This window comes from Acinetobacter sp. YH1901134, from assembly GCF_013416965.1.
GTDB lineage: Bacteria > Pseudomonadota > Gammaproteobacteria > Pseudomonadales > Moraxellaceae > Acinetobacter > Acinetobacter amyesii.
Window position 1 is genome coordinate 1 of record NZ_VPEW01000001.1, and the last position, 21,951, is coordinate 21,951.

A 21,951-nucleotide genomic window follows, 5' to 3' on the forward strand; every position below is an offset into this window, starting at 1 on the left:
TTCCCGAACTCAGAAGTGAAACCTCTTAGCGCTGATGGTAGTGTGGGGTTACCCATGTGAGAGTAAGTCATCGCCAGCTCATTATTCGAAAACACCCCCTGATATCTCAGGGGGTGTTTTTTTATGTCGGAAGAAAAAGGGGAAGCTGAATGGAGAGGGAATTAGAGTAAAATTAATAATAAATCTAATTAAATAATTCATTTATAAGGCGAATTGTTCCTAATAAAAGAATAAATTAGCTGAATAATGAGTCTATAAAAGACAAAAAATCGGGCGTTCTGTTCAAAATTATGCTATAAAAAATAAAACGGCATAAAAATTGCTTATAAAGTGCGGTTAATTATAGGGGGAGTTATTAATGAAATTAGCGATGGGGTTAAAGGTTGCCAATTCCTTATCATTAACACCTCAATTACAACAAGCTATTCGTTTATTACAGCTTTCAAGTTTGGAATTGGAACAAGAAATTCAAATCCAACTCGACAGTAATCCTCTATTAGAGAAAGTTGAAGAGCAGAATACCGTTGAAAGTTTAAATAGCTTGCAAGAACAAGAACGGGAAAATAAAGACTTAACCAATGAATTAAATGCCGATCATTTACCTGATGAGTTACCAGTGGATACAGAATGGGATGATGTATATACCCATCAACCAACAAGTTTAGGCGCTGCTGAATTTGAAGAGCGCGAAGATAATCGGCAGGGGCATCAAAGTTTACAAGCGCATTTGCTTGAGCAAGTTAATCTTTTACACTTTTCTGTGATCGATAAATTAATTGCGCACTGTATTGTCGATGCACTAGATAACAAAGGTTTTTTAGATTGCGAATTAAATGAAATTACCCAATCGGTTCAGCATCTTTTAGACTCTATGGATTATGAAGAAGAAGTCGAAGATGACGAAGTTTTGGTGGTTTTAAAGCATATTCAGCGTCTAGATCCTGTAGGGGTAGGCTCACGCAATCTTGCTGAATGTCTAATGGTACAAGTTGAAAATCTTCCTGAGCATATTGAATATCGATATGAAGCTATTTTATTATTGAAAAATTATGAGTTGCTTATTACCAATGAATTACCCAAGTTGATTAAGCAAACAGGATTAAATACAGAACAGCTCAAACTAGCCATTTCTTTGTTAAAAACATTAAAGGCACATCCAGGGCAAGAATTTGAAGATAAAGATTCAGACTATCAAATTCCAGATGTTGTGGTCTTAAAAAAGAATGAACATTGGTTGGTTCAATTAAATCCTGATGTAATGCCAAAACTACGGGTAAATTCTTTTTATGCTAATATGATCAAGCGTGCTGATCAAAGCGATGACAATCAATATTTACGTAATCAAATGCTTGAAGCTAAGAATTTCATTAAAAGCATTGATGAACGACATAAAACTTTATTAAAAGTGGCAACTTGTATTGTTGAGCATCAACGAGCATTCTTTGAACAAGGGCCTGAGGCAATGAAGCCTTTGGTACTGCGTGATATTGCGGAAGAAGTTGAACTCCATGAATCCACAGTTTCCCGTGTAACTACAAATAAATATATGCTCACACCACGTGGATTATTTGAGTTGAAATACTTCTTCTCAAGTCATGTTGGAACGTCATCGGGTGGGGAAGCGTCTTCGACTGCAATCCGTGCAAAAATTAAAAAGTTGATTGCAGAAGAAAATACACGTAAACCTTTGTCTGATAATGCAATTGCAGTGTTGCTTAATGCAGAAGGTATTGATGTTGCTCGTCGTACGGTTGCGAAGTATCGTGAATCGTTACATATTCCATCATCTTCAGAGCGAAAAGTGTTGATCTAAATTTGAAAATCTGACTATTCTAGAGGTTCATTATGACGAAATAATGAATCTCTTTTTTATATAAGGAATAGCCGAAATGATCTGATCGTGTAAATGTATGCTTCGCATATTGAGTTGGATAATTCGGCTTGAACTTTTCCAGTCCTGAAAGAAGGTGAGGGATAGAATTATGCAGATTACAATTCGTGGCCACCATTTAACAATTACGCCAGCAATAGAAGAAAATATTCGTCTTAAATTTGCGGAAATGACCAAACATTTAGATCAGGTCAATAGTATGCAAGTTAAGTTGACTAAAGATCATCAAGTTGATAAACGTTCAAAAAAAGGCAGTGATAATCACATTGCAGAAGCGATTATACGATTACCCGGGACCGAACTTTTTGCGCAAGCTTGCGCTGATGATATGTATACCTCGATCAAAAAATTGTCTGAAAAATTAAAAAAACAATTGCATAAACATCGAAAAATGCAGCTCATTTATATGCCTTTAACGGTTTAGATTGTACATTGTACAAAAAGAGGTTTTTTATAACCTCTTTTTTTATATATATAATGTATGTGACTAATGAATTATTTTTTAGATTTATAGTAAAATGACGGGTTTTACACCGTTAGTCCTATATGGGGTCTTGTGATGAATAGTGAACAGCTCACTGAAATTTTAAAAGCTGCTTTTCCAGAAGCTGAGGTTGCAGTTAGTGGGCAAGGCGGCAAATTTGATCTACGCATCGTCGATGATCAATTTGAAGGCAAACGTCCTGTTGCTCGTCAACAATCTGTTTATGCACCTTTGAACTCCTACATTGCCAGCGGTGAAGTACATGCAGTAACAATTCGTGCAATGACCAAAGAAGAATGGCGCAAAGCAAGCTTATTCGGAGCTTAATAATTAATGGATAAATTTCTGATTCAGGGCGGTACTAAGCTCGAAGGTGAAGTTCGTATTTCTGGTGCGAAAAATGCTGCATTGCCATTACTCGCTGCAACTATCCTTGCGGATACACCTATTACATTAACCAATGTTCCAAATCTAAAAGATGTGAACACCTTAGTGAAATTGATCGCAGGTTTAGGTGTTCAAATCAGTTATGAAGGTGATACGGTTAAGGCAGATACTTCTAGCTTAGATAACCAATTTGCACCATATGAACTCGTGAAAACCATGCGTGCATCTATTTTGGTGCTTGGGCCGTTATTGGCGCGCTATGGTAGTGCAAAAGTGTCTTTGCCGGGTGGATGTGCAATTGGTTCACGCCCTGTAGATCAACATTTAAAAGCTTTAGAAGCACTTGGTGCAGAGATTGAAGTTGAAGCAGGTTATGTGCATGCCAAAGTGGATGGTCGTCTAAAAGGTGGCGAAGTTGTCTTTGATATGGTCACAGTTGGTGGTACTGAAAATATTCTAACTGCTGCGGTTCTTGCAGACGGTGTAACGACCATTCGTAACGCGGCTCGTGAACCTGAAATTACCGATCTTGCTAATATGTTGATCAAGATGGGTGCAAAAATCGAAGGTTTGGACACTGATACTTTAGTTGTTACAGGTGTTGAAAGCCTACATGGCTGTGAATATGCCGTTGTTGCAGATCGTATCGAGACAGGTTCTTATCTTGCTGCTGCAGCAATCACAGGTGGTAAAATCAAAACCACACATACCGATCCAAACTTGTTGGAGTCTGTGCTAGATAAATTTGAAGAAATGGGCGCGGAAGTTACGCGCGGTGAAGATTGGATTGAACTGGATATGATGGGTAAACGCCCGAAAGCAGTAAGTTTCCAAACTTTACCACACCCAGAATTTCCAACCGATATGCAAGCACAGCTGATGGCGGTGAATGCAATTGGTCGTGGTTTTGCCACAATTTCAGAAACGATTTTTGAAAACCGTTTCATGCATGTACCTGAATTAGCACGTATGGGTGCTAATATTCAGGTTGAAGGTAATGATGCTGTTGTTACAGGTGTAGAGAAATTATCTGCTGCACCGGTGATGGCAACTGATTTACGAGCTTCTTTCTCATTGGTTTTAGCAGCACTTGCCGCTGATGGGGAAACGTTGATTGACCGTATCTATCATATTGACCGTGGTTATGAAGATGTTGAAGCGAAGTTACAAGGTTTAGGTGCCCAAATTAAGCGAGTAAGTTAATGAGCGATATGAGAAACGATGATCCCAATTTTGACGTAATGGGCAATTTTGATCATGGTTTAACTTTAGCATTAAGTAAGGGACGTATCTTAAAAGAAACTTTGCCATTGTTGGAAACAGCTGGCATTAACTTATTGGAAGATCCGGATAAATCTCGTAAGTTAATTTTTCCAACGACCCATAAGCACGTACGTATTTTAATTTTACGTGCTTCTGATGTACCAACTTATGTTGAAAATGGTGCTGCAGATATTGGGGTGGCAGGTAAAGATGTGCTGATGGAACATGGTGCACAAAATGTGTATGAACCATTGGACTTAAAAATTGCCAACTGTAAGTTAATGACGGCTGGTAAAGTCGGCATGGTTCGTCCGAAAGGTCGTTTAAAGATTGCAACCAAGTACGTCAATTTGACCCGTCAATATTATGCAAGCTTAGGCGAACAAGTTGATGTGATCAAACTGTATGGTTCTATGGAACTTGCACCATTGGTTGGTTTAGGTGATTACATTGTCGATGTTGTGGATACCGGGAATACTTTACGTGCCAATGGTTTAGAGCCTTTGGAAGAAATCTGTAAAGTGTCTTCACGTTTAATCGTGAACAAAGCAAGCTTTAAACGTAAACAAACTTTGTTGAATCCAATTCTTGCACAGCTAGAAAAAGCCGTGGAAGAACGCGAGCAAGCAAAAAAAGCATAAGTTATTAAGTTTCTAGCTATGCTGATCAAACCGCTCAAATTTGGGCGGTTTTTTTATGAAAACTGAAAAATAATGTTAAAACTGTATTTCACCAATTTTAACGAAAGTTATTTTCAATAAAACTCCACATGAACACATGCGATAGATGTCCACAAGCTGCTGTAAAACAGGTAAACTAATCTTTTCCAATAGATTACCTTGTGGGTAAATTGATGCGACGTTTATCGACTCAAGATCAAAACTTCAAGCAAGCTTTTGCTGACTTGTTGGCTTTTGAAACTGTGAATGATCCAGAACTTTTAAAAACCGTTGACCAAATCATTGCTGATGTTCGTCAGCATGGTGATGCTCATGTTCTTAAATTGACACAGCAGTTCGATCGACATCCAGCGCATCAATTCTCAGAATTAGAGCTGACGCAAGCACAGTTGAAAGCAGCATTTGAGGGTTTAAGTTCAGAAGTGCGTGAAGCCTTAGAACTAGCTGCGAACCGTGTTCGTGAATTTCACCAAGCGCAAAAGCAAGACGGCTGGACCTATGTTGATGCTTTAGGAAATACGCTTGGTCAAAAAGTCACACCGCTGGACCGTGTGGGTATCTATGTGCCGGGCGGTTTAGCTTCTTATCCTTCTTCTGTATTGATGAATGCTGTACCTGCGCATGTTGCTGGCGTGCCTGAAATTATTATGGTGGTGCCTGCGCCGAATGGTGATTTGAATCCATTGGTTTTGGCAGCAGCTTACTTAGCCGGCGTACACCGTGTATTTACCATTGGCGGCGCGCAAGCGGTTGCAGCATTGGCTTATGGTACAGAAACTATTCCATCTGTGGACAAAATTACTGGCCCGGGCAACCGTTTTGTTGCTGCAGCAAAACGTGCAGTATTTGGTCAAGTCGGTATTGATATGATTGCAGGGCCATCCGAAATTTTGGTCTATGCCGAAGGTCAAAACAATGCTGAATGGCTGGCAATGGATTTATTGTCACAAGCGGAACATGACACTGTGGCTCAAGCGGTATTTATTACGCCAGATGCAGAACTTTTAGATCAAGTTGAGCAATGGATTGAAAAGCATTTAGAAGCTTTGCCTAAAGCAGATATTGCGCGAACTTCAATCGAAAACCGCGGCGCATTGGTTTTAGTCAAAGACCGAGCGGAAGGCGCCGAATTGATTAACCAAGTTGCGCCTGAACATTTGATGCTGTGCTTAGATGAAGCGCAGGAAATGGCTGAAGATATCCGCCATGCCGGCGCAATCTTCATGGGGCGTTATACACCAGAAGCGATTGGTGATTATTGTGCAGGTCCAAACCACGTGTTGCCAACCTCCGGCACAGCGCGTTTCTCATCGCCGCTCGGTGTTTATGATTTCCAAAAGCGCTCAAGTTTAATCATGTGTTCTGAAGATGGCGTGAAAACTTTAGCGAAAACGGCTGATACATTAGCGCAGCAGGAAAACTTAGATGCGCATGCGAGATCTGCGAGATATCGTTACCAGTAATAAAATATAGACTAGGTGAAAAACTTAGTTTTCCAAAACTATAAACCTCTCCCTAACCCTCTCCTGAAAGGAGAGGGGAAATCTCATAAAATGAATATTCCTCTCCCTGAACGAGCTTTAAGGATTCCTTTAAAGCGAAGTGCAAGAGGGGTTAGGAGAGGGTGAAAAAGAGCAAAATAAAATGCCAAATATTACCTCTGAACAAATGCGTTTTTGGAGCCCTGATGTACGTGAATTAGAACCGTACACACCGGGTGAACAGCCTAAAATCCAAAATATTTTAAAACTCAATACCAATGAAAACCCATATCCGCCATCGCCAAAAGTGGTGGACGCAGTACAAAAAGTGTTAGCAAATTCTGCTGATGTTTTACGTTTATATCCAGATCCAGATGCGTCTGAGTTAAAGCAAGCGATTGCAAAACAGCAGCATGTGCCTGTTGAACAGGTCTTTGTTGGTAATGGTTCGGACGAAGTGCTGGCGCATATTTTTAAAGCCTTTTTTGTGCAAGAGCTGCCGGTTTTGTATCCAGATATTACCTACAGTTTTTATCCGGTATATAGCCAATTTTTTGGCATTGCGGCCAATACTAAAATTTTACCCCTGAATGATGCCTTTGAAATTGTGGTGGATGACTATAAACAGCCGAATGGCGGCATCATCATTACCAATCCGAATGCGCCTACTAGCATTGCTTTAGGTTTGTCTGCAATTGAAGAAGTCCTGCAAGCCAATCCGAATTCAGTGGTTGTGATTGATGAGGCGTATGTCGATTTTGGTGCGGAATCTGCTGTGGCTTTGGTTGCCAAATATGAAAACCTTGTGGTTTGTCAAACCACGTCTAAGTCGCGTTCATTGGCCGGTTTGCGTGTCGGTTTCGCGATTGCGCAGCCGCATTTAATCGCAGCGCTTGAGGCGGTAAAAAACAGCTTTAACTCTTATCCGATGGACCGTTTTGCGATTGCAGCAGCCGTGGCGTCATTTGAGGATCAAGCCTATTTTGAAGAGCAAAATGCCAAGGTGATTGCGAGCCGTGAAAAACTTGTAGGTCAGCTGTCTGAGCTGGGCTTTAAGGTATTGCCGTCTGCGGCAAACTTTATTTTTGCCTCATTGCCAAATAAAGATGCAGGTGAGTTGGCTGCTGAATTACGCGAACGCGGGATTATTGTGCGTTACTTCAATAAGCCGCGGATTAATCAATTCCTACGTATCACCATTGGTACAGATGAACAAAATCAGCGCCTTGTGGATACGCTTAAAAACGATATTTTGGCTTGATTGCTGCAAGCTACTATAAATTTAAATCTACCCTAATCTTCCTTTCGAAAAGGTGAGAAGCACTGCTTCGCAAGGGGAGGGTTATAAAAAAGCGATTCAATTGAATCGCTTTTTTTGTTTAATCTTTCGTATACCACGTGTTTAACAAATCCAGCATCGCTTTGACTTTATCAAAGCATTCTTGATATTCAGCATCGCAATCAGACGCGATGGTGATTCCGCCACCTGCCCACAGCGAAACCTGATCTTGGTATTTTTGAATAGAGCGGATTAAAATATTCCAAGAGCCCGTGCCATCGTGATTAAAATAACCCATCGAGCCGCAATAGGCGCCGCGAGGAGCACCTTCAAGTTCATCAATGATTTGCATCGCGCGAATTTTAGGCGCGCCGGTAATCGAACCGCCCGGCAGTGCTGACATCAGAACCTCAAAAGGGTTTACATCGGTTTTCAGCACGGCCTCTACTTCACTGACCATGTGATGCACCTGATTAAAGCTTTCAATATCAAAAAGTTTTGGTGTTTTTACAGAGCCTGTTTCAGCATAAACACTCAAATCATTACGCAGTAAATCGACAATCATGACATTCTCAGCCATATCTTTTTCAGATGATTTTAATCGTTGTTTTGAGTGCGCATCTAAAACTGGATCTTCATAGCGAGGCATCGTGCCTTTGATTGGTTTAGTAATAATCTTGCGTTTAGGCTTAAAATCCATAAAAAGTTCAGGCGAACAACTTAAAATTTCAAAATCATTAATACGTAAGTAGCCTGAATATGGTGCATCAGTCAGTGACCAAAATTCTTGAGCGGTATCTAAGAGTGAACCGTTTGCTTGAGCTGTGAATTCTTGTGTTAAATTAATTTGATAGCAATCACCCGCTTTAATATATTCCTGCACTTGATCAAAGGCTTTCGTGTAGTCTGACTTAGACCATCTTGCAGTACATTTTTGTCTTAATTTAAATTGATTCTGAGTGATCTCTGTTTGAATGAACTGATCAATGTAGTCGTAAATCTTAGCTGCAGAATGATCTGAACTATAAAAATACCAACCATCATTCTCTAATTTTAAAAAACTGGAAAATTGTCCTAAAAACAAGCGAGGTTGTACTTTGGCGTGCAAGGAAATCTGTTGCTGCGCTGCATAATCATAGCTAATAAAACCAGCCCAGCCCCCAGAAAACCCGCTGCCTAAGTTTGAACATAAATCTTGGAAGGCAATATTTTGCAAGGGCTGAGTATCAGATTCCTCATATTGATCTAAATTGGTACGGACATAAGCTTTAAGTTCATCATTCTTCAATTGTTGATATTGATTTGCCAAAAAGCAAATAACAGGTTGGTTTTGATCTTCTAAAAAAATCACATGTGGCAAGGGCGCAAGCGCTTGCAAAATTTTTTGAGCACTAACAGTTTGTTTGAGAATAAATTTTTTAAAAGAAATTGGTTTTTGCATCAACAGAAAAATTAACTTTAAAGACTAAAATGGATTTTATACCATTCCTAATTCATTTGGTTTGCAAATACCGTTTATCGGTAAGAATTAGATTGCGACCAACAACAGTTGAACAAATTTCAGCTTGGATATAATTTAATCGAGCGAGCAAACAACTCAAGGAAAGATTTAGCAGTTGTCACAAAATAATATTACAGCTGAATAAATCGAGTGGTTGAAAATCAAAAAAAATAAATACTCTTGGGAGAGTACCGTATGAAAAATTTCACTAAATTAGCTCTAGTTTCTTCAATCGCATTTAGTGCGAATGCTATGGCTATGCAAGCAATGGACGATGCTGCACTGAGTTCAACCACTGGTCAAGATGGTATTAACATCGGGATTGGTATCTCTAAAATTGAAATTGAAAAACTTTTCATTCACGATAACGACGGTTTAACGGATACAGCTAAGGGCGGTACAAGTACTGCTGGTGCGATCGTTATTCAAGGTAACAAGAAAGCTGGTGATCCTTTAGAAAATAAAGGTATCGTTATTGGTGCAAACTATGATAACGGTGGGGCTTATCTTCTAGCTTCTCGCAATTTAGCTGATTTACGTATTGATACTGATGCTGGTACTGGTGCAAATGGTGCATTCATTAACATCGCAGCTGATGTTTCTGGTTTAGATATCAAAATCGGTGAAATTGGCGTAACAGCATCTGGTACAGCGGGTACTACAGGCATTCGCCGTGGTGGTGACGATAACAACTACAATGCAATTTTATCTGGCCTTTCTCTAAAAACGGGTCCAATGACTGCAAATGTTCAGTTGGGTGCTGCTCCACAAGGTGCAATGATTAAACTGAGTACGACAATGGTTGGTGGCTTAGAAATTAAAGATCTGGGTATCCTAGATGCATCAACTAAAACGGCTACACGCGAAGCAGGTGAAATCTTTATCGAAAGCATCAAAGTTGCTGATGCTAATAAAACTGACTTAACGATTAACCAAGATGTTCGTGTTTATGGTAAAGAAGGCACAAACAATGGTTATATTCAAATGGTAAGCAACTCTGGTCCAATTGACAACTATGTGAAAGGTATTCATTTAGGAAGTAAAGACGCTGGTTCAATTGGTGATATCGAAGTTCAAGGCTTACAAACGTTCTACAGCCCAGCAATGGGTGTATATAACCAAGGTTCTGTAATTACAATTTCTAGTAAGTAATTTAGAATAAAAATAAGGCGCGTGTTGATCACGCGCTTTTTTTTACAAAAAAGTGCGGAATGACCCAATAAAGCATAAAAAAATGCTGTTTTTTTATAAAAAAAAAGGTATCTTGCATAATACATGGATGTAGAGCATTAGCTCTAAAAAAATAATGAAAAAAGGCACATCATTGCCGATAACTAAAAGTTAGAAGATATGTTAGAGATAGCTGTAGGCTCGGCATTGATGTATTACTTTGCCAAAGAGTCCTTCGATTTAAAAGAAAAGCCAGTCGGAACAGTTCACTATACCGAAACATTGGATTCACGAAATGATTCCTTTACTCGGATGCACCGTGAATCTGTAAAAATTAAACCTGCCATAGAAGATCAATTTCGAGGCATCGTTCGGCAAGCATACGACTACAGTTGTGGTTCGGCGGCCTTAACCACTTTATTAAATGGTTATGTAGGGACACAGCTAACTGAGCAACAGACCATGAATGGTTTGCTGAAATTTGGTGAAACTGAAAAAATTATCGAACGTCGAAGTTTCTCCTTATTAGACATGAAACGTTTTGTCGCTGCTGTCGGATTAGACAGTGGGGGCTACAAAGGTGAGTTTTCAGATCTAGTTAAGCAAGGCCAACCTGCGATTGTTCCGATTTCATATGCTGGTTTTAAACATTTTGTGGTTTTTAAAGCCTATAAAGATGGGCGTGTTTATGTTGCAGATCCAGCACTGGGCAATATCAGTTTCGATGAAGTTCGATTCCAAGAAATATGGGAAAACAACACATTATTCTTAATCAACGTTGCGCCTGAGCAACGTAAAAATTTATTAGCTTTGCAAGATTCAGACTTGCGACATGTTGAAGATGCAACCGTGAACCGTTATGCATTGGTTGATATTCAATATCCGCAGTTTTACATGGAAAAAATTGCAGACAAGGCATCTACGATACGACTTGATAAAAACATGAATGAAGAGTCGGAGTCTTATGGTAAATCGAATTACAACTTTCTAAGGCTTTACTACAAGAGTAAATAATTAGATGAAAGCGTATAACAAAGTGTCAGGATTAAAAAAATAACAACGGTGGGAAGGAACATGAATCGTAAATGGATGAACAAAACACTACTAGCCATGAGTATTCAGGTGGTGATGGGGGTTGCCTATGCAGCTGAAGAGCCAAGCCTTGGAGAATATGATCCAGTTGAACAAGAGACAGTCGTAGAAGAGTCTGTATCTCCTGTTACTGTAAGCCAAGCTGATACTGCACAAGAAGCTGCTGCCGAGCCTGAAATTGGACAGTATGAATCTGTTGAAGAGCCAGTACAATCTGAGGCACCACAAGTCGAAAGTGCTACTGCCACTGAAAAGGCATCGACAGCACTTCAACAGCAAGAGGGTGATGCGAGTCAAGAAGCTAACTTACAGGAAGTATTTAGCTCGAATGAACGTCAGTATTCATTGATTAAAAAAGGTGAAATATCATCTTTTTACGATATCGATTATACCTATTACCGTGATACTCAACTTGATATGGAAATGGCACAAGGCCAACTTTATCAACTCCGTGTACAAGAGAATGCCACACACTCAATGACCAATACATTTACCGTGCAATACGGTGTAATGGACAATTTGACATTCTCTGCATCTGTGCCTTTAGTAGCAAAAACTGATTTATTAAAAGATACTTCAACTGCTGGTTTAGGGGATATTTCTTTAGGCGCACGTTGGGAACCCTTCCCATTGAAGCAAGGTCGTTTGCCACTGATTTTATTTGGTAATTTGTCTACGAAAACAGGTGATAGTCCATACGAAGTAAATGCAACAAAAGATTTAGCCACTGGCAAGGGATATTACTCTGTAGGTATCGGTGCAAGTACACGTAAATATATTGATCCCGTAGTGTTGTTCGCCTCTGTTTCGGCAAATTATGGTTTTAAAGAAACAGGGTTAAATCAAAAGCGCGGCTTAAGAACGATAGAAGAATTTGAGCCGGGTATTAGTGGTGGTTTTGCATTCGGTTTTGCATACTCATTTAACTACGATGTTTCCCTCACCATGTCATATCAACAAAGTTTCAACACTGGCGCAGAATTTACGTATAGCAGGGGCGAATCCTATTCACCTGCAGACCAAACTAGTTCAACTCTAGCAATTTCTTTAGGTGTACGTGTATCTCCAGATACGATTGTGAATGGTACGGTGGGGCTAGGTTTAACTGAAGATGCACCAGATGTGTCATTAGGGCTTTCTTTCCCGTTAGATATTCTAGGTTTTGGAAAAAAACTTCGTTAAGAGGGCTGTCGTATGCGTAAAATTCGACTCAGCCCACTTGTTAGTGCGATCGTTTTAACGGGCTGTTCTAGTGCTGCTTTTGCACAATTGGGTACCAATCTTTCAGTTGATGTACGGTCACTTGCATTAGGGAATGCAGTAACTGCTGATCCTCCGGGGATTAGTGCCGTGCATTTTAACCCTGCAGCATTAACTAAAATTGAAGGTTTGCAAACCGATATGCAGGGGATCATTGCAAACTTTGATATTCAACGTGAATTTACCGTCCCTGCGGGTTATAACGTCTTTGGTTATTCTGATGACCCAATGGTCTGTAATGATGGCCCTGAAGTAACGGCAGATATATGTACGGACTTTAAAGATAAGGTTTCTGGTGATGTTGAATATGCATCCCTATATGTACCTGTCTTAAAAAAGATGGTGGATTTTGGTGCTGGACAACCCATTGCCGCACCAACGATGGGGATTGCCTATAATCCACCAGGTTCTAAAGCAACATTTGCATCCGCCGTTTATGCGCCTTTGATTGCGGGTTTTGGTGCTGAAAATGGCAACCCAGGTAATTTCATGGGGCAACAAGTTGCTCTAGAGCGTATTACTTATCTATCGCCAACTGTGGGTTATCAAGTTAGTGATGAGTTATCGATTGGTGGTGGTGTAGGGATGTCCTATCAAGCCATTGGATTGAAATCAGATCTACGATTTCCCAATGAGTTGATCGGCATGTTAAGGATGATTGATGAAGTCGTCTGTACGCCATTCAAGGAAAATTCGGACATTATTACCGACATCTTGCTATTGGGGATGTGTAATACCGAAGAAGGAATGAATCCATTTGGCAAATTTGGTCAGATGGAATTGGCTTTAGAGCAGTCACTGAGCCCAAGTTATAACTTAGGGGTTTTGTGGGAGCCACGCGAAGATTTTAGTTTTGGTATGGTGTACCAAAGCGCTGCGAAAATGCGCATGAAAGGTCGTTATCGCATTCATAATGCAAAAGCGCCTCAGGAGATGATTAAGGGATTAATGTCATCACCAACAGGTCAAATTTTAGCTGCAATTTTGGGTTTCCCAAATGCCGTGCCTAACTCGGAGTCGGGTTTGGTTTCGATGGATTTTGAATATCCACAGCACGTACAGGCCGGGATCAAATATAAGGTTATGCCTGATTTACAAATTAATTTTGATGTGGGCTGGACCGATTATCGTGCTTGGGACAAATTCCGTTTTGAATTCGACCGTCAAATTTCAGCGCTGAAAATTGCAAAATTATTATCTGAAAATGTGACCGATAATTCTTTGGCCTTACCTTTGAAATTTACATCGCCTTGGAACTGGGGTATTGGTATTGAATATTCTGCAACAGATCGTTTGAAATTACGTGCAGGCTATGAACCACGGAGTACCTCTATTCCTGATGGTAAGCGAAATACTATGGTCCCAATTAATGGTGCGCAGCTCTTTGGTATGGGGATTGGATATCGTTTTGATGCAGATACGGATTTAGATTTATCAATCGGCTTTTTACGCAGTAAAGATAACATTCCAGCGAATACTAGTAGTCTTGCAAACTTAACCGGTGTGAATAACTTACTTTTAAACCCATATGCTGGACTGAATGTAAAAACTGATACGAAAATCACCATCCTAGGATTAAATTACAGAACTCGTTGGTAGGATAAGCAGACAGAATGAAAAGGATTTTATTCATAAAAACGTTACTTGCACTGTCTGTGGTGCAAGTGTCGTATGCCAACGCTGGAGCGTTTCATACCATTATTGGGCCAGATGGGCGCCCAATGGTGGTACAAGTGCAAGAAAAACCAGCAAAGAAACCTAAAGAAAGTCCAACTGCTAAAACGATAGACTCTCAACCTGTACAACAAATTATTCAACCATCCGTAAGTATTAGTCCGTCTCAAACTAAGACACCGATGACACGTCAAACGAGTCCAACAGCACAGGCTGTTGGACCGGTGAATTCTCAACATTTAAGTATGCGCGAGCCGGAAAAACGGGATGAAATTAAAGCTGTCACAGTAGATAAAATTAAAGACGTCTCAGGGGATAAAGTTCGCAAATCTGAAAAGTCAGCACAAGCGGCAGATACGACAGCAAAAGTGGTACCTTCAACCGCATGGACAGAAAAGTTACAGCAATCAGAGCTAACCCAACCTCGTGAAGCGTATCAGTCCAAAGTTCTAGCTGAAAAAGATAAACCTGTCGTCGAGAAAAACATCCTTGCTGAGAAAGTAGTCAGTACTGATCAATCCGTACGATCTTCAGGTGAAAACTTAGAAAATCATCCTTCAAAACAATCGGCTAAGGCAAAACAAGAGCAAGGCTTTTCGACGATGGCTGGTGAAAAGTATGTCAATAATGAATATCTTGAAGATAAAGAGTTTAACTTAGAAGGCAAAAAGCGCTTTTACACCATGCCCGAAGGCGTTATTGATAGCAAGATGGGGCAAACGCGGATGCAAACCATTGAACGTGAAAAAGGTGTCAGTCGCTCCGTCATTGATAATTTATTTAAACGTAATCAACCCGAAGATACAGGCCCAATCACTTTAGCCACATCATATTATCGGGTGTCACAAGCTGACACCATTCAAGGTTTAGGTCAGCAATGTTTTTCGAATAAAAAAATGAAGAAAGCCAAAGAGCTCGACTTAGCTCAAGATATTAACTTATGGCCTCGAGCACCATTGTCTGACGAATTTGACTATGAAGTCGTAAAACTAAAATCACCATTACAAAATATTCGTATACATTCATTTGCATCCAAAGTACAAAATCCTACATTTTATTGGCCATTTGCGGTATTTTTAGACAAAAATGGATGTGTCATGGAAGGCGCAGGTGGATTCAAAAATAACCAAGGTGAAGCGGATCATCTTTACCATGAAAAAATTGAAGGCGTGATTCAAGTGCCTAAAGGTAGCCAGTATTTATTCTTAACGCCTTTAGCAACTGCAATAGACGTCGATGGCCGCGTATTAACCAATCAAGGCCAACTTAAATTAACAGCAATCCGTTAAGGACATAAGAAAGAGAATTAGGATGAAAAATAAAATTTTATTACCGTTTGCTTTAACGGCATTGGTTGCAGCGCTTAGTGGCTGTGGCGGTGAAAGTGCAAATGTGAATCCTGAAATTTATGATACCAGTACAACCAATGGTACCTGTAAAAGTAATACCGAAGGCTGTGTTGAGTTCGTTTTAGATTATCCAATTGAAGGTCTGAATTTTAATTGTTCGAGCGACGTTAAAAATACCTACATTACTTTATTTGATCTAAAAGAAGGTGTTTCGACAGGTGCCTGTAAAATTGGCGATACGGTGACTTTCTTTGTCCAAGGTGAAAAATCACGTCGAATTGATTTGGGTAAAGTAGATTTGAAACAAATTTCAAATGTAGCCAGTGGCACGACACCCCCACGTTTGACCTTATTGGATTTGGCTGCCGGCATCGCGGGTAAACCTGCTGCAACGATTTCAAATACCGACGCAACAGTTAAAGTGGCCATGCGTTTAGCCAAAATTATTCAAGCCTTGGCTTTGAAAAATAATAGCGCAGTTACAGCTACAGATATCCAAGCGGTTTATATTAACAATGCAGATAAAGTATTGATTGATCAAATCACTCGAAATGTCGCGACAGCAGATTTCAGTATCAGTTCAGATACGGAATTTAATGACCTGTTTACACCTTGGCTAGACCTGTCCGAAGTCAGCAATGAAAATGCATTTACCTTAGTTTCAAAACTCATGAATATCTCAACGGCTGCGGTATATCAGCCTGAGTTTGCGTTATTTTCAACTGATGGCGTAATTACCAATGCCAGTGGTTCAAATGGACTGGTCGGCTGTGACAAAAATGAATGTTTGCCGACCGATAGCTCAAAAGTCAATTTATTTGGTCATTTCATGTTAATGACGGACCGTCAAGGCATGACCTTTGGTAGCGGTTTACAGTGGAAGGGCAAAGTTGATCAACAGTTGAGTACCATTGGTGGTGTGAATGTCTTGCTCTTGACGCAGGTTCGACCAACACGTTTAACAGCAACGCCACAGGACAATTGGATCGATCCGCTTACCAAGCAAATTGATAAACCTGGCATTCTGGGTTTCCGTTTTGATGCAGAAGAAGCCAACTCTGGCCCTTTGATTATTAAACAAGGGACGCTACTTGCCGACAAAATGGTGGTCGGTACAGGTGGAAGTTTATATAAAACGTTAACGGCTAAAAAAGATGATTATGTTCTGACGGCCGATGATAAGAAAAAATTAGGTCTTTGGGAGCAAAATATTAACCAAGTGCAATTTAAAGGCACGATGGATTTATACAAGCTTTATCCGCTGTCGTATTTAGACAAAAAAGTCTTTAAGTCTGTTGAAAATGTTGCTGCTGGACAAAATTATATCTTCCCGTTGTATGCAGATTTAACCTTTAAATTTACCGATACTTCGATTAAAACAGTGAAATTGGGTGTGGTGATTGACCGTAATGGTGATATTCGCACAAATATAAAATCTGGCGTGCCAGACGATGTATTTACTCGTCAAGATAGCCAAATTGTCGATTTGTCTACACACGCGACGGAAGGCTGTAGCGGAAAAGATGTGCTCGATCCACTGCTAATGAAAGATGAAAAAGGTGTACAGCAATACCGTATTGGAACGACAACACGGACATTTACGCCTGAAGGAAATATCAATCCAAATACCATTTCGATTCGTATGATTTTAGCTGACCCATATTTCCATACGCTTGATGGCGCGCTGATTGGAATGAACTCAAGTGTGAAAACTTCAGCGGATACATCAATGGTTGTAGGCGGTGCCTTAGTGCAGTTACACAATATGATTAATGCCAATGCAGGCACACGTCCCTCTGGCGTTGCTTTGACAGATTCGGATAATAAAGTGGTGAAGTGGGGGAATAGTTTGGCCAGCTTTAGTTATATTTATAGCTTAAAGAATCCAAATGATACTGCTGCGGCTCAAACGGCGAAGTTAAGCGGTGGTGATATTTCTTTAGAATTGGCCCCGTGTTACACCATCAAGGTAAAATAAAAATTTAAATCTTGGAAAAATAAAAAAGCCCATCCGTGATGGGCTTTTTTATTTAAGAGATCTGCAAACTAACCTGTGTGATCGAGTCGCGTACCGAGAGTTTCGAGATGCATTTCAAACTGACCTGTTCTGCGGTCAGCAAAATAATGCCGCAGCGTTCTTTCCACACTAGGAAAGGCTAAATCATCCCAAGGAATATCTTCTTCGCTAAATAATCGTGATTCAATGGTTTCATCACCCGCACCAAACTCTCCATTGATTAGTTCAGATTTGAACAAGGCATAAATTTGCCCAATACGGGGAATGTTATACATGCAATACAGTTGCTCAATATTGACTTCTGCTTCGGCTTCTTCGCGAGTTTCACGCGCTGCTCCTTGCTCCATCGTCTCATAGAGTTCCATATAGCCAGCGGGTAATGTCCACAGCCCATAACGTGGCTCAATCGCACGACGGCAAAGTAAAACTTGATTGTCCCAAACGGCTAAAGCACCACAAATGACTTTAGGATTCACATAATGAATAAACCCACATGCGGTACAAATACGGCGTATCTGATGATCTCCAAGCGGGATCGCTTCTTTTGTTTTTTGTCCGCAGTTTGAGCAAAAGTTCATATTCATCGTCATGGATTGTGTGAACCGTTAGAATAACTTAAAAATAAAACTTTGGCATCATTTCTAACCAGCTTGGCCGAAATTCAGCTATGATGAAAACAAGATAATTATAAGGATGTAATGTGGATGGATGAGGGGTTATTGACTCAGCGATTGCAGCAAAGTTTACGTTTTTCTAAGCGTATTCAACCTGCGCATGCTGCTGTATTGATTGCGATTACCCAAGAAGATAATCCACGCATTTTATTGACCCGCCGCTCACTCTATATGAATAATCATGCCGGTGAGGTGTCCTTTCCCGGTGGCAAACGTGATGCCCAAGACACCAGTAATATCGTGGTGGCGTTAAGAGAAGCTCAAGAAGAAACCGCTCTAAATCCATTTGATGTGCAACTTTTGGGTGATTTACCAATGCAAAAAGCACGGAATGGAATGTTAGTTAAACCGATCGTGGGATTGATCCCGCCTGACGTAAATTTGATACCTCAACCCACTGAAATTGACCGTATTTTTTTTGCATCATTAAGACAGCTTTTAGAAACACCGCCAACGCCATATGAAGTTCGTTTTGCCCAGCAATCGCTTTATTTTCCCAGTTTAAGAATCGAAAACGAAATCGTATGGGGCTTGACTGCACGGATGCTGATTTCCTTATTTCAATATGGTCTGAATTATCAAAAAGAATGGCCTTTTTTATTAAATTCTCCTTCATTTCATTTGGGCCGTGAGCCATAAATCATTTTTAGAAAGTCAAAATAGGATGTTTGATCATGTTGTACAAATTTCAAGGATATAGCCCGAAAGCCACGCATCAACCTTGGGATGGTTGGGTTGCAGAAAATGCAACGGTCATTGGGCAAGTTGAATTAGGCCGAGAAGTGAGTGTCTGGTTCGGAGCCGTCATTCGAGGGGACAACAGTCGTATCAAACTGGGTGATTTTACCAATGTACAAGAAAATGCGGTGCTGCATACCGATGCGGGCATTGAAATGATCATTGGTGATTATGTCACGATTGGGCATCAAGCCATGCTACACGGATGTACCGTAGGTGATAATAGTCTGATCGGAATCAATGCCGTGGTTCTAAATCATGCTGTGATTGGTAAAAATTGCATCATTGGTGCGAATGCTTTAATTCCAGAAGGGAAGGTGATTCCGGATAATTCTGTTGTGATGGGTTCACCGGGTAAAGTCGTCAAGACTTTAGATGAACAAGCCGAAGCACGTCTAAAAATGAGTGCCATGCACTATGCCGCTCATTTTAAAAATTTTACTCAACTCGAAGTCGCTGAACTTTAGAACGCTATATATGGCAAGCAAAAGAGCCTCGACGTTTGTCGAGGCTTTTTTTATAGATTAAATATAGAAAGCGCTGTGTCTGAGGTGGAAAATCTCGCGAACTGCGATGGAGTGGAGTATCATATTCAACGTTTTTTAAGATTAAATTTAATTAAGGTTGCGCATGAAATTACTGGCATTGGAAACTGCCAATGAGCAGTGTTCCGTCTCGATTGTAGATGAAACTCAAGAGCTTTATTTTCAACTCGATTTACGGGCAAAAGCGCAGACGCAAACCATTCTCCCAATGATTGAGCAAGGGCTTAATCAAACTGCTATTGAGTTAGCGGATTTAAATGCAATTGCATTTAGTCGTGGGCCTGGCTCATTTAGTGGTGTTCGTATTAATGCAGCGGTAACACAGGCTTTGGCATGGGCCAATGACGTACCTGTTGTTCCAGTCTCGACTTTGCAAGCTTTGGCTCAAGCGGCGCATCGTCTACATGGTTTGACTGAAGTAACAGCAGTCCTTGATGCTCGCATGCAAGAAGTGTATATCGCAAGCTATCAACTCGATGCCAATGGCATTATGCAGGCTGTAGATGAAGAACAATTATTAAGTTACGCAGATGCCACACCACAGATCAAATTTACTGTCGTGGGTTCTGGTAGTGAGCTCATTCAATCAGAACAAACACAATACAAAGACTTAAGTGCAACAGCACAAGATATTGCTACTATTGCCCGCGAAGCGGCGCAAAGAAAAGCATGGGTGAGTGCTGAACTTGCATTGCCCGTTTATTTACGAGATAACGCCTGGAAGAAAATTTCAGAACAAGGCAAGCCATAATTAGGGTTATATATGGATCTTCTACTGCTGCTCAAAGCGGCAATCATGGGTATTGTTGAAGGTATTACCGAATTTTTACCGATTTCAAGTACAGGGCATTTAATTCTGGCTTCAGAATTAATGAACTTTTGGACCAAAGAAAAAAGTGATGTTTTCGTGATCGCAATTCAAATGGGTGCGATTGCGGCGGTGATTTATGAATACTGGGGCCGCCTGTGGGGCGCAGCAACCGGTATGGTGACTGGTGAAGAAAAAGGTCGCCGTTTAGGTTTTGGCTTAATTCTCGCTTCGATTCCAATCGTGTTGATTGGTTTGACGTTTGGTCAGACGGTGAAAGAGCTGCTGTTCAATAACATTGCGATTGCTATGGGGTTGATTATCGGTGGTTTGATCATTATTTGGATTGAAAAAAATCCACCGCAGGTGCGTGCCAAAGAAGTAGAAGATTTAACCATTAAAGATGCGATTTGGATTGGTTTAATTCAAGTTTTATCTTTAATTCCAGGGACTTCACGTTCAGGCGCAACTATTATTGGTGCTATGTTCTTGGGTGTTTCTCGTAAAGCAGCCACTGAGTTTTCATTCTTTTTGGGTATTCCTGTTATTGTCGGTGCAGGTTTACTGGATTTATATCAAAGCTATGATGTATTTCAAGGCACTCAAGATTGGACTGTGATCGCCGTTGGTTTAATCGTTTCATTTGTCTCTGCATTGATTTTAATTCGTGCGCTTGTCGCTTATGTGGCAAAACGTGATTTTATGATTTTTGCGTGGTATCGAATTGTTTCAGGTTTATTGATTTTATTGTTCGCATTTACAGGCTGGAAATTATGGTAAGCGAAATCCGCTTATACACAGAACAAGAGTTTCATGAGAAAGCACAGCAGTATTCTGCTGTGCTTTCTTCACGTGGCGTATCTGTAAATATTGAATTAATTGAAAAATTAAACGCGCGTTTTTTACGTTTAAACCCTGAACTCAGTTTGTGTGTCGATGCAGATGGTTTGTGGTTAGCGGCCAATGGCATGAAGATACAACCCGATTGGAAAGCAGAAGTGGGGCGTTTAAAGCGAGCATCCTTAAAGTCTGAGATGATTGCACGTGCGTGTAATTTGGCTGAAAAGCCACAGCTTGTGGATGCAACCGCAGGGCTAGGGCACGACAGTCTATTGATGGCCCATTTGGGTGCTCATGTGACCCTTGTGGAACGTCATCCGATTTTATTTACCCTATTGGAAGACTCACATCAACGTGCGCAGCAAGATGCATTTTTAAGTTCGGTTGTAGCTCGAATTGAATTGGTCTTTTCAGATTCGGCAGACTTTTTGAAACATTTGTCGACGACCAATCAAATCTTTGATGTGGTGTATCTCGATCCGATGTTTCCACAGCGAGATCAAAACCAGCAAGCCGTCAAAAAGCAAGCGCAGGTCAAAAAACAAATGCAATTACTGCATTTGTTGTTGCCTGAAGATGGCGAAATGGATTTAGGTGATAATTTACTGGATTTAGCACAAAAAATTGCTAAACGTGTCGTGGTTAAACGTCCACGATTGGCGGTTTTTTTAGCGAATCAAGAGCCACAACATCAGTGGCAAGGTGATGCTTGTCGCTTTGATGCATATTTCCAACATGATCTTGTGACTTAAAATGATATTTGCTTCAATATTGTTCAAAGATTTGTTATATAGTTAAAAAATAGCATTGCTAAAAAC

The 21,951-nt window shown here is 40.4% G+C and carries 20 protein-coding genes; 18 read left to right on the forward strand and 2 right to left on the reverse strand.

Going from position 1 to position 21,951, the window contains the following annotated elements:
- Window positions 1-358 precede the first annotated feature (358 nt).
- The 7 genes from FTV50_RS00005 to hisC all read left to right on the forward strand — a co-directional run bounded on the left by FTV50_RS00005 (window position 359) and on the right by hisC (window position 7,447).
- Complete coding sequence (locus FTV50_RS00005; RefSeq protein WP_180023092.1) at window positions 359-1,813, forward strand: RNA polymerase factor sigma-54; 1,455 nt, start codon at window positions 359-361, stop codon at window positions 1,811-1,813.
- A gap of 169 nt (window positions 1,814-1,982) precedes the next feature.
- Window positions 1,983-2,315 carry a ribosome hibernation-promoting factor, HPF/YfiA family gene (hpf, locus tag FTV50_RS00010; protein WP_078191195.1) on the forward strand — a complete coding sequence of 111 codons (333 nt, stop codon included), beginning with the start codon at window positions 1,983-1,985 and terminating at the stop codon, window positions 2,313-2,315.
- Window positions 2,316-2,450: 135 nt separating this feature from the next.
- Window positions 2,451-2,702 carry a BolA family iron metabolism protein IbaG gene (ibaG, locus tag FTV50_RS00015; protein WP_078191194.1) on the forward strand — a complete coding sequence of 84 codons (252 nt, stop codon included), beginning with the start codon at window positions 2,451-2,453 and terminating at the stop codon, window positions 2,700-2,702.
- Window positions 2,703-2,708: 6 nt separating this feature from the next.
- Window positions 2,709-3,965 carry a UDP-N-acetylglucosamine 1-carboxyvinyltransferase gene (murA, locus tag FTV50_RS00020; protein ID WP_078191193.1) on the forward strand — a complete coding sequence of 419 codons (1,257 nt, stop codon included), beginning with the start codon at window positions 2,709-2,711 and terminating at the stop codon, window positions 3,963-3,965.
- A complete protein-coding gene (hisG, locus tag FTV50_RS00025; protein ID WP_180021457.1) occupies window positions 3,965-4,666 on the forward strand; it encodes an ATP phosphoribosyltransferase in 702 nt (233 codons plus the stop codon). The genes murA and hisG overlap by 1 nt, the downstream gene beginning before the upstream one ends.
- Window positions 4,667-4,866: 200 nt before the next feature.
- Window positions 4,867-6,168, forward strand: coding sequence for a histidinol dehydrogenase (gene hisD, locus FTV50_RS00030; protein WP_180023093.1), 1,302 nt, complete (start codon window positions 4,867-4,869; stop codon window positions 6,166-6,168).
- 181 nt (window positions 6,169-6,349) lie between these two features.
- Entirely contained in the window at window positions 6,350-7,447 is a 1,098-nt protein-coding gene (gene hisC / locus FTV50_RS00035) for a histidinol-phosphate transaminase (protein ID WP_180023094.1), read from the forward strand.
- 118 nt (window positions 7,448-7,565) lie between these two features.
- Here the strand turns inward: hisC and pabB are convergent, their stop codons facing one another.
- Window positions 7,566-8,906: an aminodeoxychorismate synthase component I gene (gene pabB / locus FTV50_RS00040; RefSeq protein ID WP_180023095.1), complete on the reverse strand. Its 1,341-nt coding sequence runs from the start codon at window positions 8,904-8,906 to the stop codon at window positions 7,566-7,568.
- A gap of 255 nt (window positions 8,907-9,161) precedes the next feature.
- On the opposite strand from pabB, the gene FTV50_RS00045 reads away from it, so the two are divergent.
- The 6 genes from FTV50_RS00045 to FTV50_RS00070 all read left to right on the forward strand — a co-directional run bounded on the left by FTV50_RS00045 (window position 9,162) and on the right by FTV50_RS00070 (window position 17,489).
- Complete coding sequence (locus FTV50_RS00045; protein WP_078192372.1) at window positions 9,162-10,118, forward strand: DUF6160 family protein; 957 nt, start codon at window positions 9,162-9,164, stop codon at window positions 10,116-10,118.
- Window positions 10,119-10,316: 198 nt separating this feature from the next.
- Window positions 10,317-11,150, forward strand: a complete 834-nt coding sequence (locus tag FTV50_RS00050; RefSeq protein WP_111884773.1) for a C39 family peptidase — start codon at window positions 10,317-10,319, stop codon at window positions 11,148-11,150.
- Window positions 11,151-11,210: 60 nt separating this feature from the next.
- Window positions 11,211-12,410, forward strand: coding sequence for a hypothetical protein (locus FTV50_RS00055; RefSeq protein ID WP_180023096.1), 1,200 nt, complete (start codon window positions 11,211-11,213; stop codon window positions 12,408-12,410).
- Between the two features lie 12 nt (window positions 12,411-12,422).
- Window positions 12,423-14,087, forward strand: a complete 1,665-nt coding sequence (locus FTV50_RS00060; protein WP_078192369.1) for an OmpP1/FadL family transporter — start codon at window positions 12,423-12,425, stop codon at window positions 14,085-14,087.
- Between the two features lie 14 nt (window positions 14,088-14,101).
- Window positions 14,102-15,451: a putative pilus assembly protein FilE gene (gene filE / locus FTV50_RS00065; protein WP_180023097.1), complete on the forward strand. Its 1,350-nt coding sequence runs from the start codon at window positions 14,102-14,104 to the stop codon at window positions 15,449-15,451.
- Between the two features lie 22 nt (window positions 15,452-15,473).
- Window positions 15,474-17,489: a hypothetical protein gene (locus FTV50_RS00070; protein WP_180023098.1), complete on the forward strand. Its 2,016-nt coding sequence runs from the start codon at window positions 15,474-15,476 to the stop codon at window positions 17,487-17,489.
- A 68-nt stretch (window positions 17,490-17,557) separates the two neighbouring features.
- Here FTV50_RS00070 and FTV50_RS00075 read toward each other — a convergent pair whose 3' ends face one another.
- Window positions 17,558-18,106 carry an NUDIX hydrolase gene (locus FTV50_RS00075; RefSeq protein ID WP_180023250.1) on the reverse strand — a complete coding sequence of 183 codons (549 nt, stop codon included), beginning with the start codon at window positions 18,104-18,106 and terminating at the stop codon, window positions 17,558-17,560.
- Between the two features lie 126 nt (window positions 18,107-18,232).
- Here FTV50_RS00075 and FTV50_RS00080 point away from each other — a divergent pair, with 126 nt between their 5' ends.
- From FTV50_RS00080 to FTV50_RS00100, 5 genes are all read left to right on the forward strand, one after another.
- The gene (locus FTV50_RS00080) at window positions 18,233-18,841 is read left to right on the forward strand and encodes a CoA pyrophosphatase (RefSeq protein ID WP_078192365.1); all 609 of its coding nucleotides are present in this window, start codon (window positions 18,233-18,235) and stop codon (window positions 18,839-18,841) included.
- 35 nt (window positions 18,842-18,876) lie between these two features.
- Entirely contained in the window at window positions 18,877-19,407 is a 531-nt protein-coding gene (locus FTV50_RS00085) for a gamma carbonic anhydrase family protein (RefSeq protein ID WP_180023099.1), read from the forward strand.
- 163 nt (window positions 19,408-19,570) lie between these two features.
- Window positions 19,571-20,236: a tRNA (adenosine(37)-N6)-threonylcarbamoyltransferase complex dimerization subunit type 1 TsaB gene (gene tsaB, locus FTV50_RS00090; protein ID WP_180023100.1), complete on the forward strand. Its 666-nt coding sequence runs from the start codon at window positions 19,571-19,573 to the stop codon at window positions 20,234-20,236.
- Between the two features lie 12 nt (window positions 20,237-20,248).
- Window positions 20,249-21,073 (forward strand): undecaprenyl-diphosphate phosphatase, encoded by an 825-nt coding sequence (locus FTV50_RS00095; RefSeq protein WP_078191179.1) that lies wholly within the window; start codon window positions 20,249-20,251, stop codon window positions 21,071-21,073.
- Window positions 21,067-21,885: a class I SAM-dependent methyltransferase gene (locus FTV50_RS00100; RefSeq protein WP_218950684.1), complete on the forward strand. Its 819-nt coding sequence runs from the start codon at window positions 21,067-21,069 to the stop codon at window positions 21,883-21,885. Before FTV50_RS00095 ends, FTV50_RS00100 begins: the two co-directional genes overlap by 7 nt.
- The last annotated feature ends 66 nt before the right edge of the window (window positions 21,886-21,951 follow it).

Bases quoted from the DNA above. Each gene is read 5' to 3' on its own strand.
- FTV50_RS00005 (WP_180023092.1), top strand. From the start codon at position 359: ATGAAATTAGCGATGGGGTTAAAGGTTGCCAATTCCTTATCATTAACA.
- hpf (WP_078191195.1), top strand. From the start codon at position 1,983: ATGCAGATTACAATTCGTGGCCACCATTTAACAATTACGCCAGCAATA.
- ibaG (WP_078191194.1), top strand. From the start codon at position 2,451: ATGAATAGTGAACAGCTCACTGAAATTTTAAAAGCTGCTTTTCCAGAA.
- murA (WP_078191193.1), top strand. From the start codon at position 2,709: ATGGATAAATTTCTGATTCAGGGCGGTACTAAGCTCGAAGGTGAAGTT.
- hisG (WP_180021457.1), top strand. From the start codon at position 3,965: ATGAGCGATATGAGAAACGATGATCCCAATTTTGACGTAATGGGCAAT.
- hisC (WP_180023094.1), top strand. From the start codon at position 6,350: ATGCCAAATATTACCTCTGAACAAATGCGTTTTTGGAGCCCTGATGTA.
- pabB (WP_180023095.1), bottom strand. From the start codon at position 8,906: ATGCAAAAACCAATTTCTTTTAAAAAATTTATTCTCAAACAAACTGTT.
- FTV50_RS00045 (WP_078192372.1), top strand. From the start codon at position 9,162: ATGAAAAATTTCACTAAATTAGCTCTAGTTTCTTCAATCGCATTTAGT.
- FTV50_RS00050 (WP_111884773.1), top strand. From the start codon at position 10,317: ATGTTAGAGATAGCTGTAGGCTCGGCATTGATGTATTACTTTGCCAAA.
- FTV50_RS00055 (WP_180023096.1), top strand. From the start codon at position 11,211: ATGAATCGTAAATGGATGAACAAAACACTACTAGCCATGAGTATTCAG.
- FTV50_RS00060 (WP_078192369.1), top strand. From the start codon at position 12,423: ATGCGTAAAATTCGACTCAGCCCACTTGTTAGTGCGATCGTTTTAACG.
- filE (WP_180023097.1), top strand. From the start codon at position 14,102: ATGAAAAGGATTTTATTCATAAAAACGTTACTTGCACTGTCTGTGGTG.
- FTV50_RS00070 (WP_180023098.1), top strand. From the start codon at position 15,474: ATGAAAAATAAAATTTTATTACCGTTTGCTTTAACGGCATTGGTTGCA.
- FTV50_RS00075 (WP_180023250.1), bottom strand. From the start codon at position 18,106: ATGAACTTTTGCTCAAACTGCGGACAAAAAACAAAAGAAGCGATCCCG.
- FTV50_RS00080 (WP_078192365.1), top strand. From the start codon at position 18,233: ATGGATGAGGGGTTATTGACTCAGCGATTGCAGCAAAGTTTACGTTTT.
- FTV50_RS00085 (WP_180023099.1), top strand. From the start codon at position 18,877: ATGTTGTACAAATTTCAAGGATATAGCCCGAAAGCCACGCATCAACCT.
- tsaB (WP_180023100.1), top strand. From the start codon at position 19,571: ATGAAATTACTGGCATTGGAAACTGCCAATGAGCAGTGTTCCGTCTCG.
- FTV50_RS00095 (WP_078191179.1), top strand. From the start codon at position 20,249: ATGGATCTTCTACTGCTGCTCAAAGCGGCAATCATGGGTATTGTTGAA.
- FTV50_RS00100 (WP_218950684.1), top strand. From the start codon at position 21,067: ATGGTAAGCGAAATCCGCTTATACACAGAACAAGAGTTTCATGAGAAA.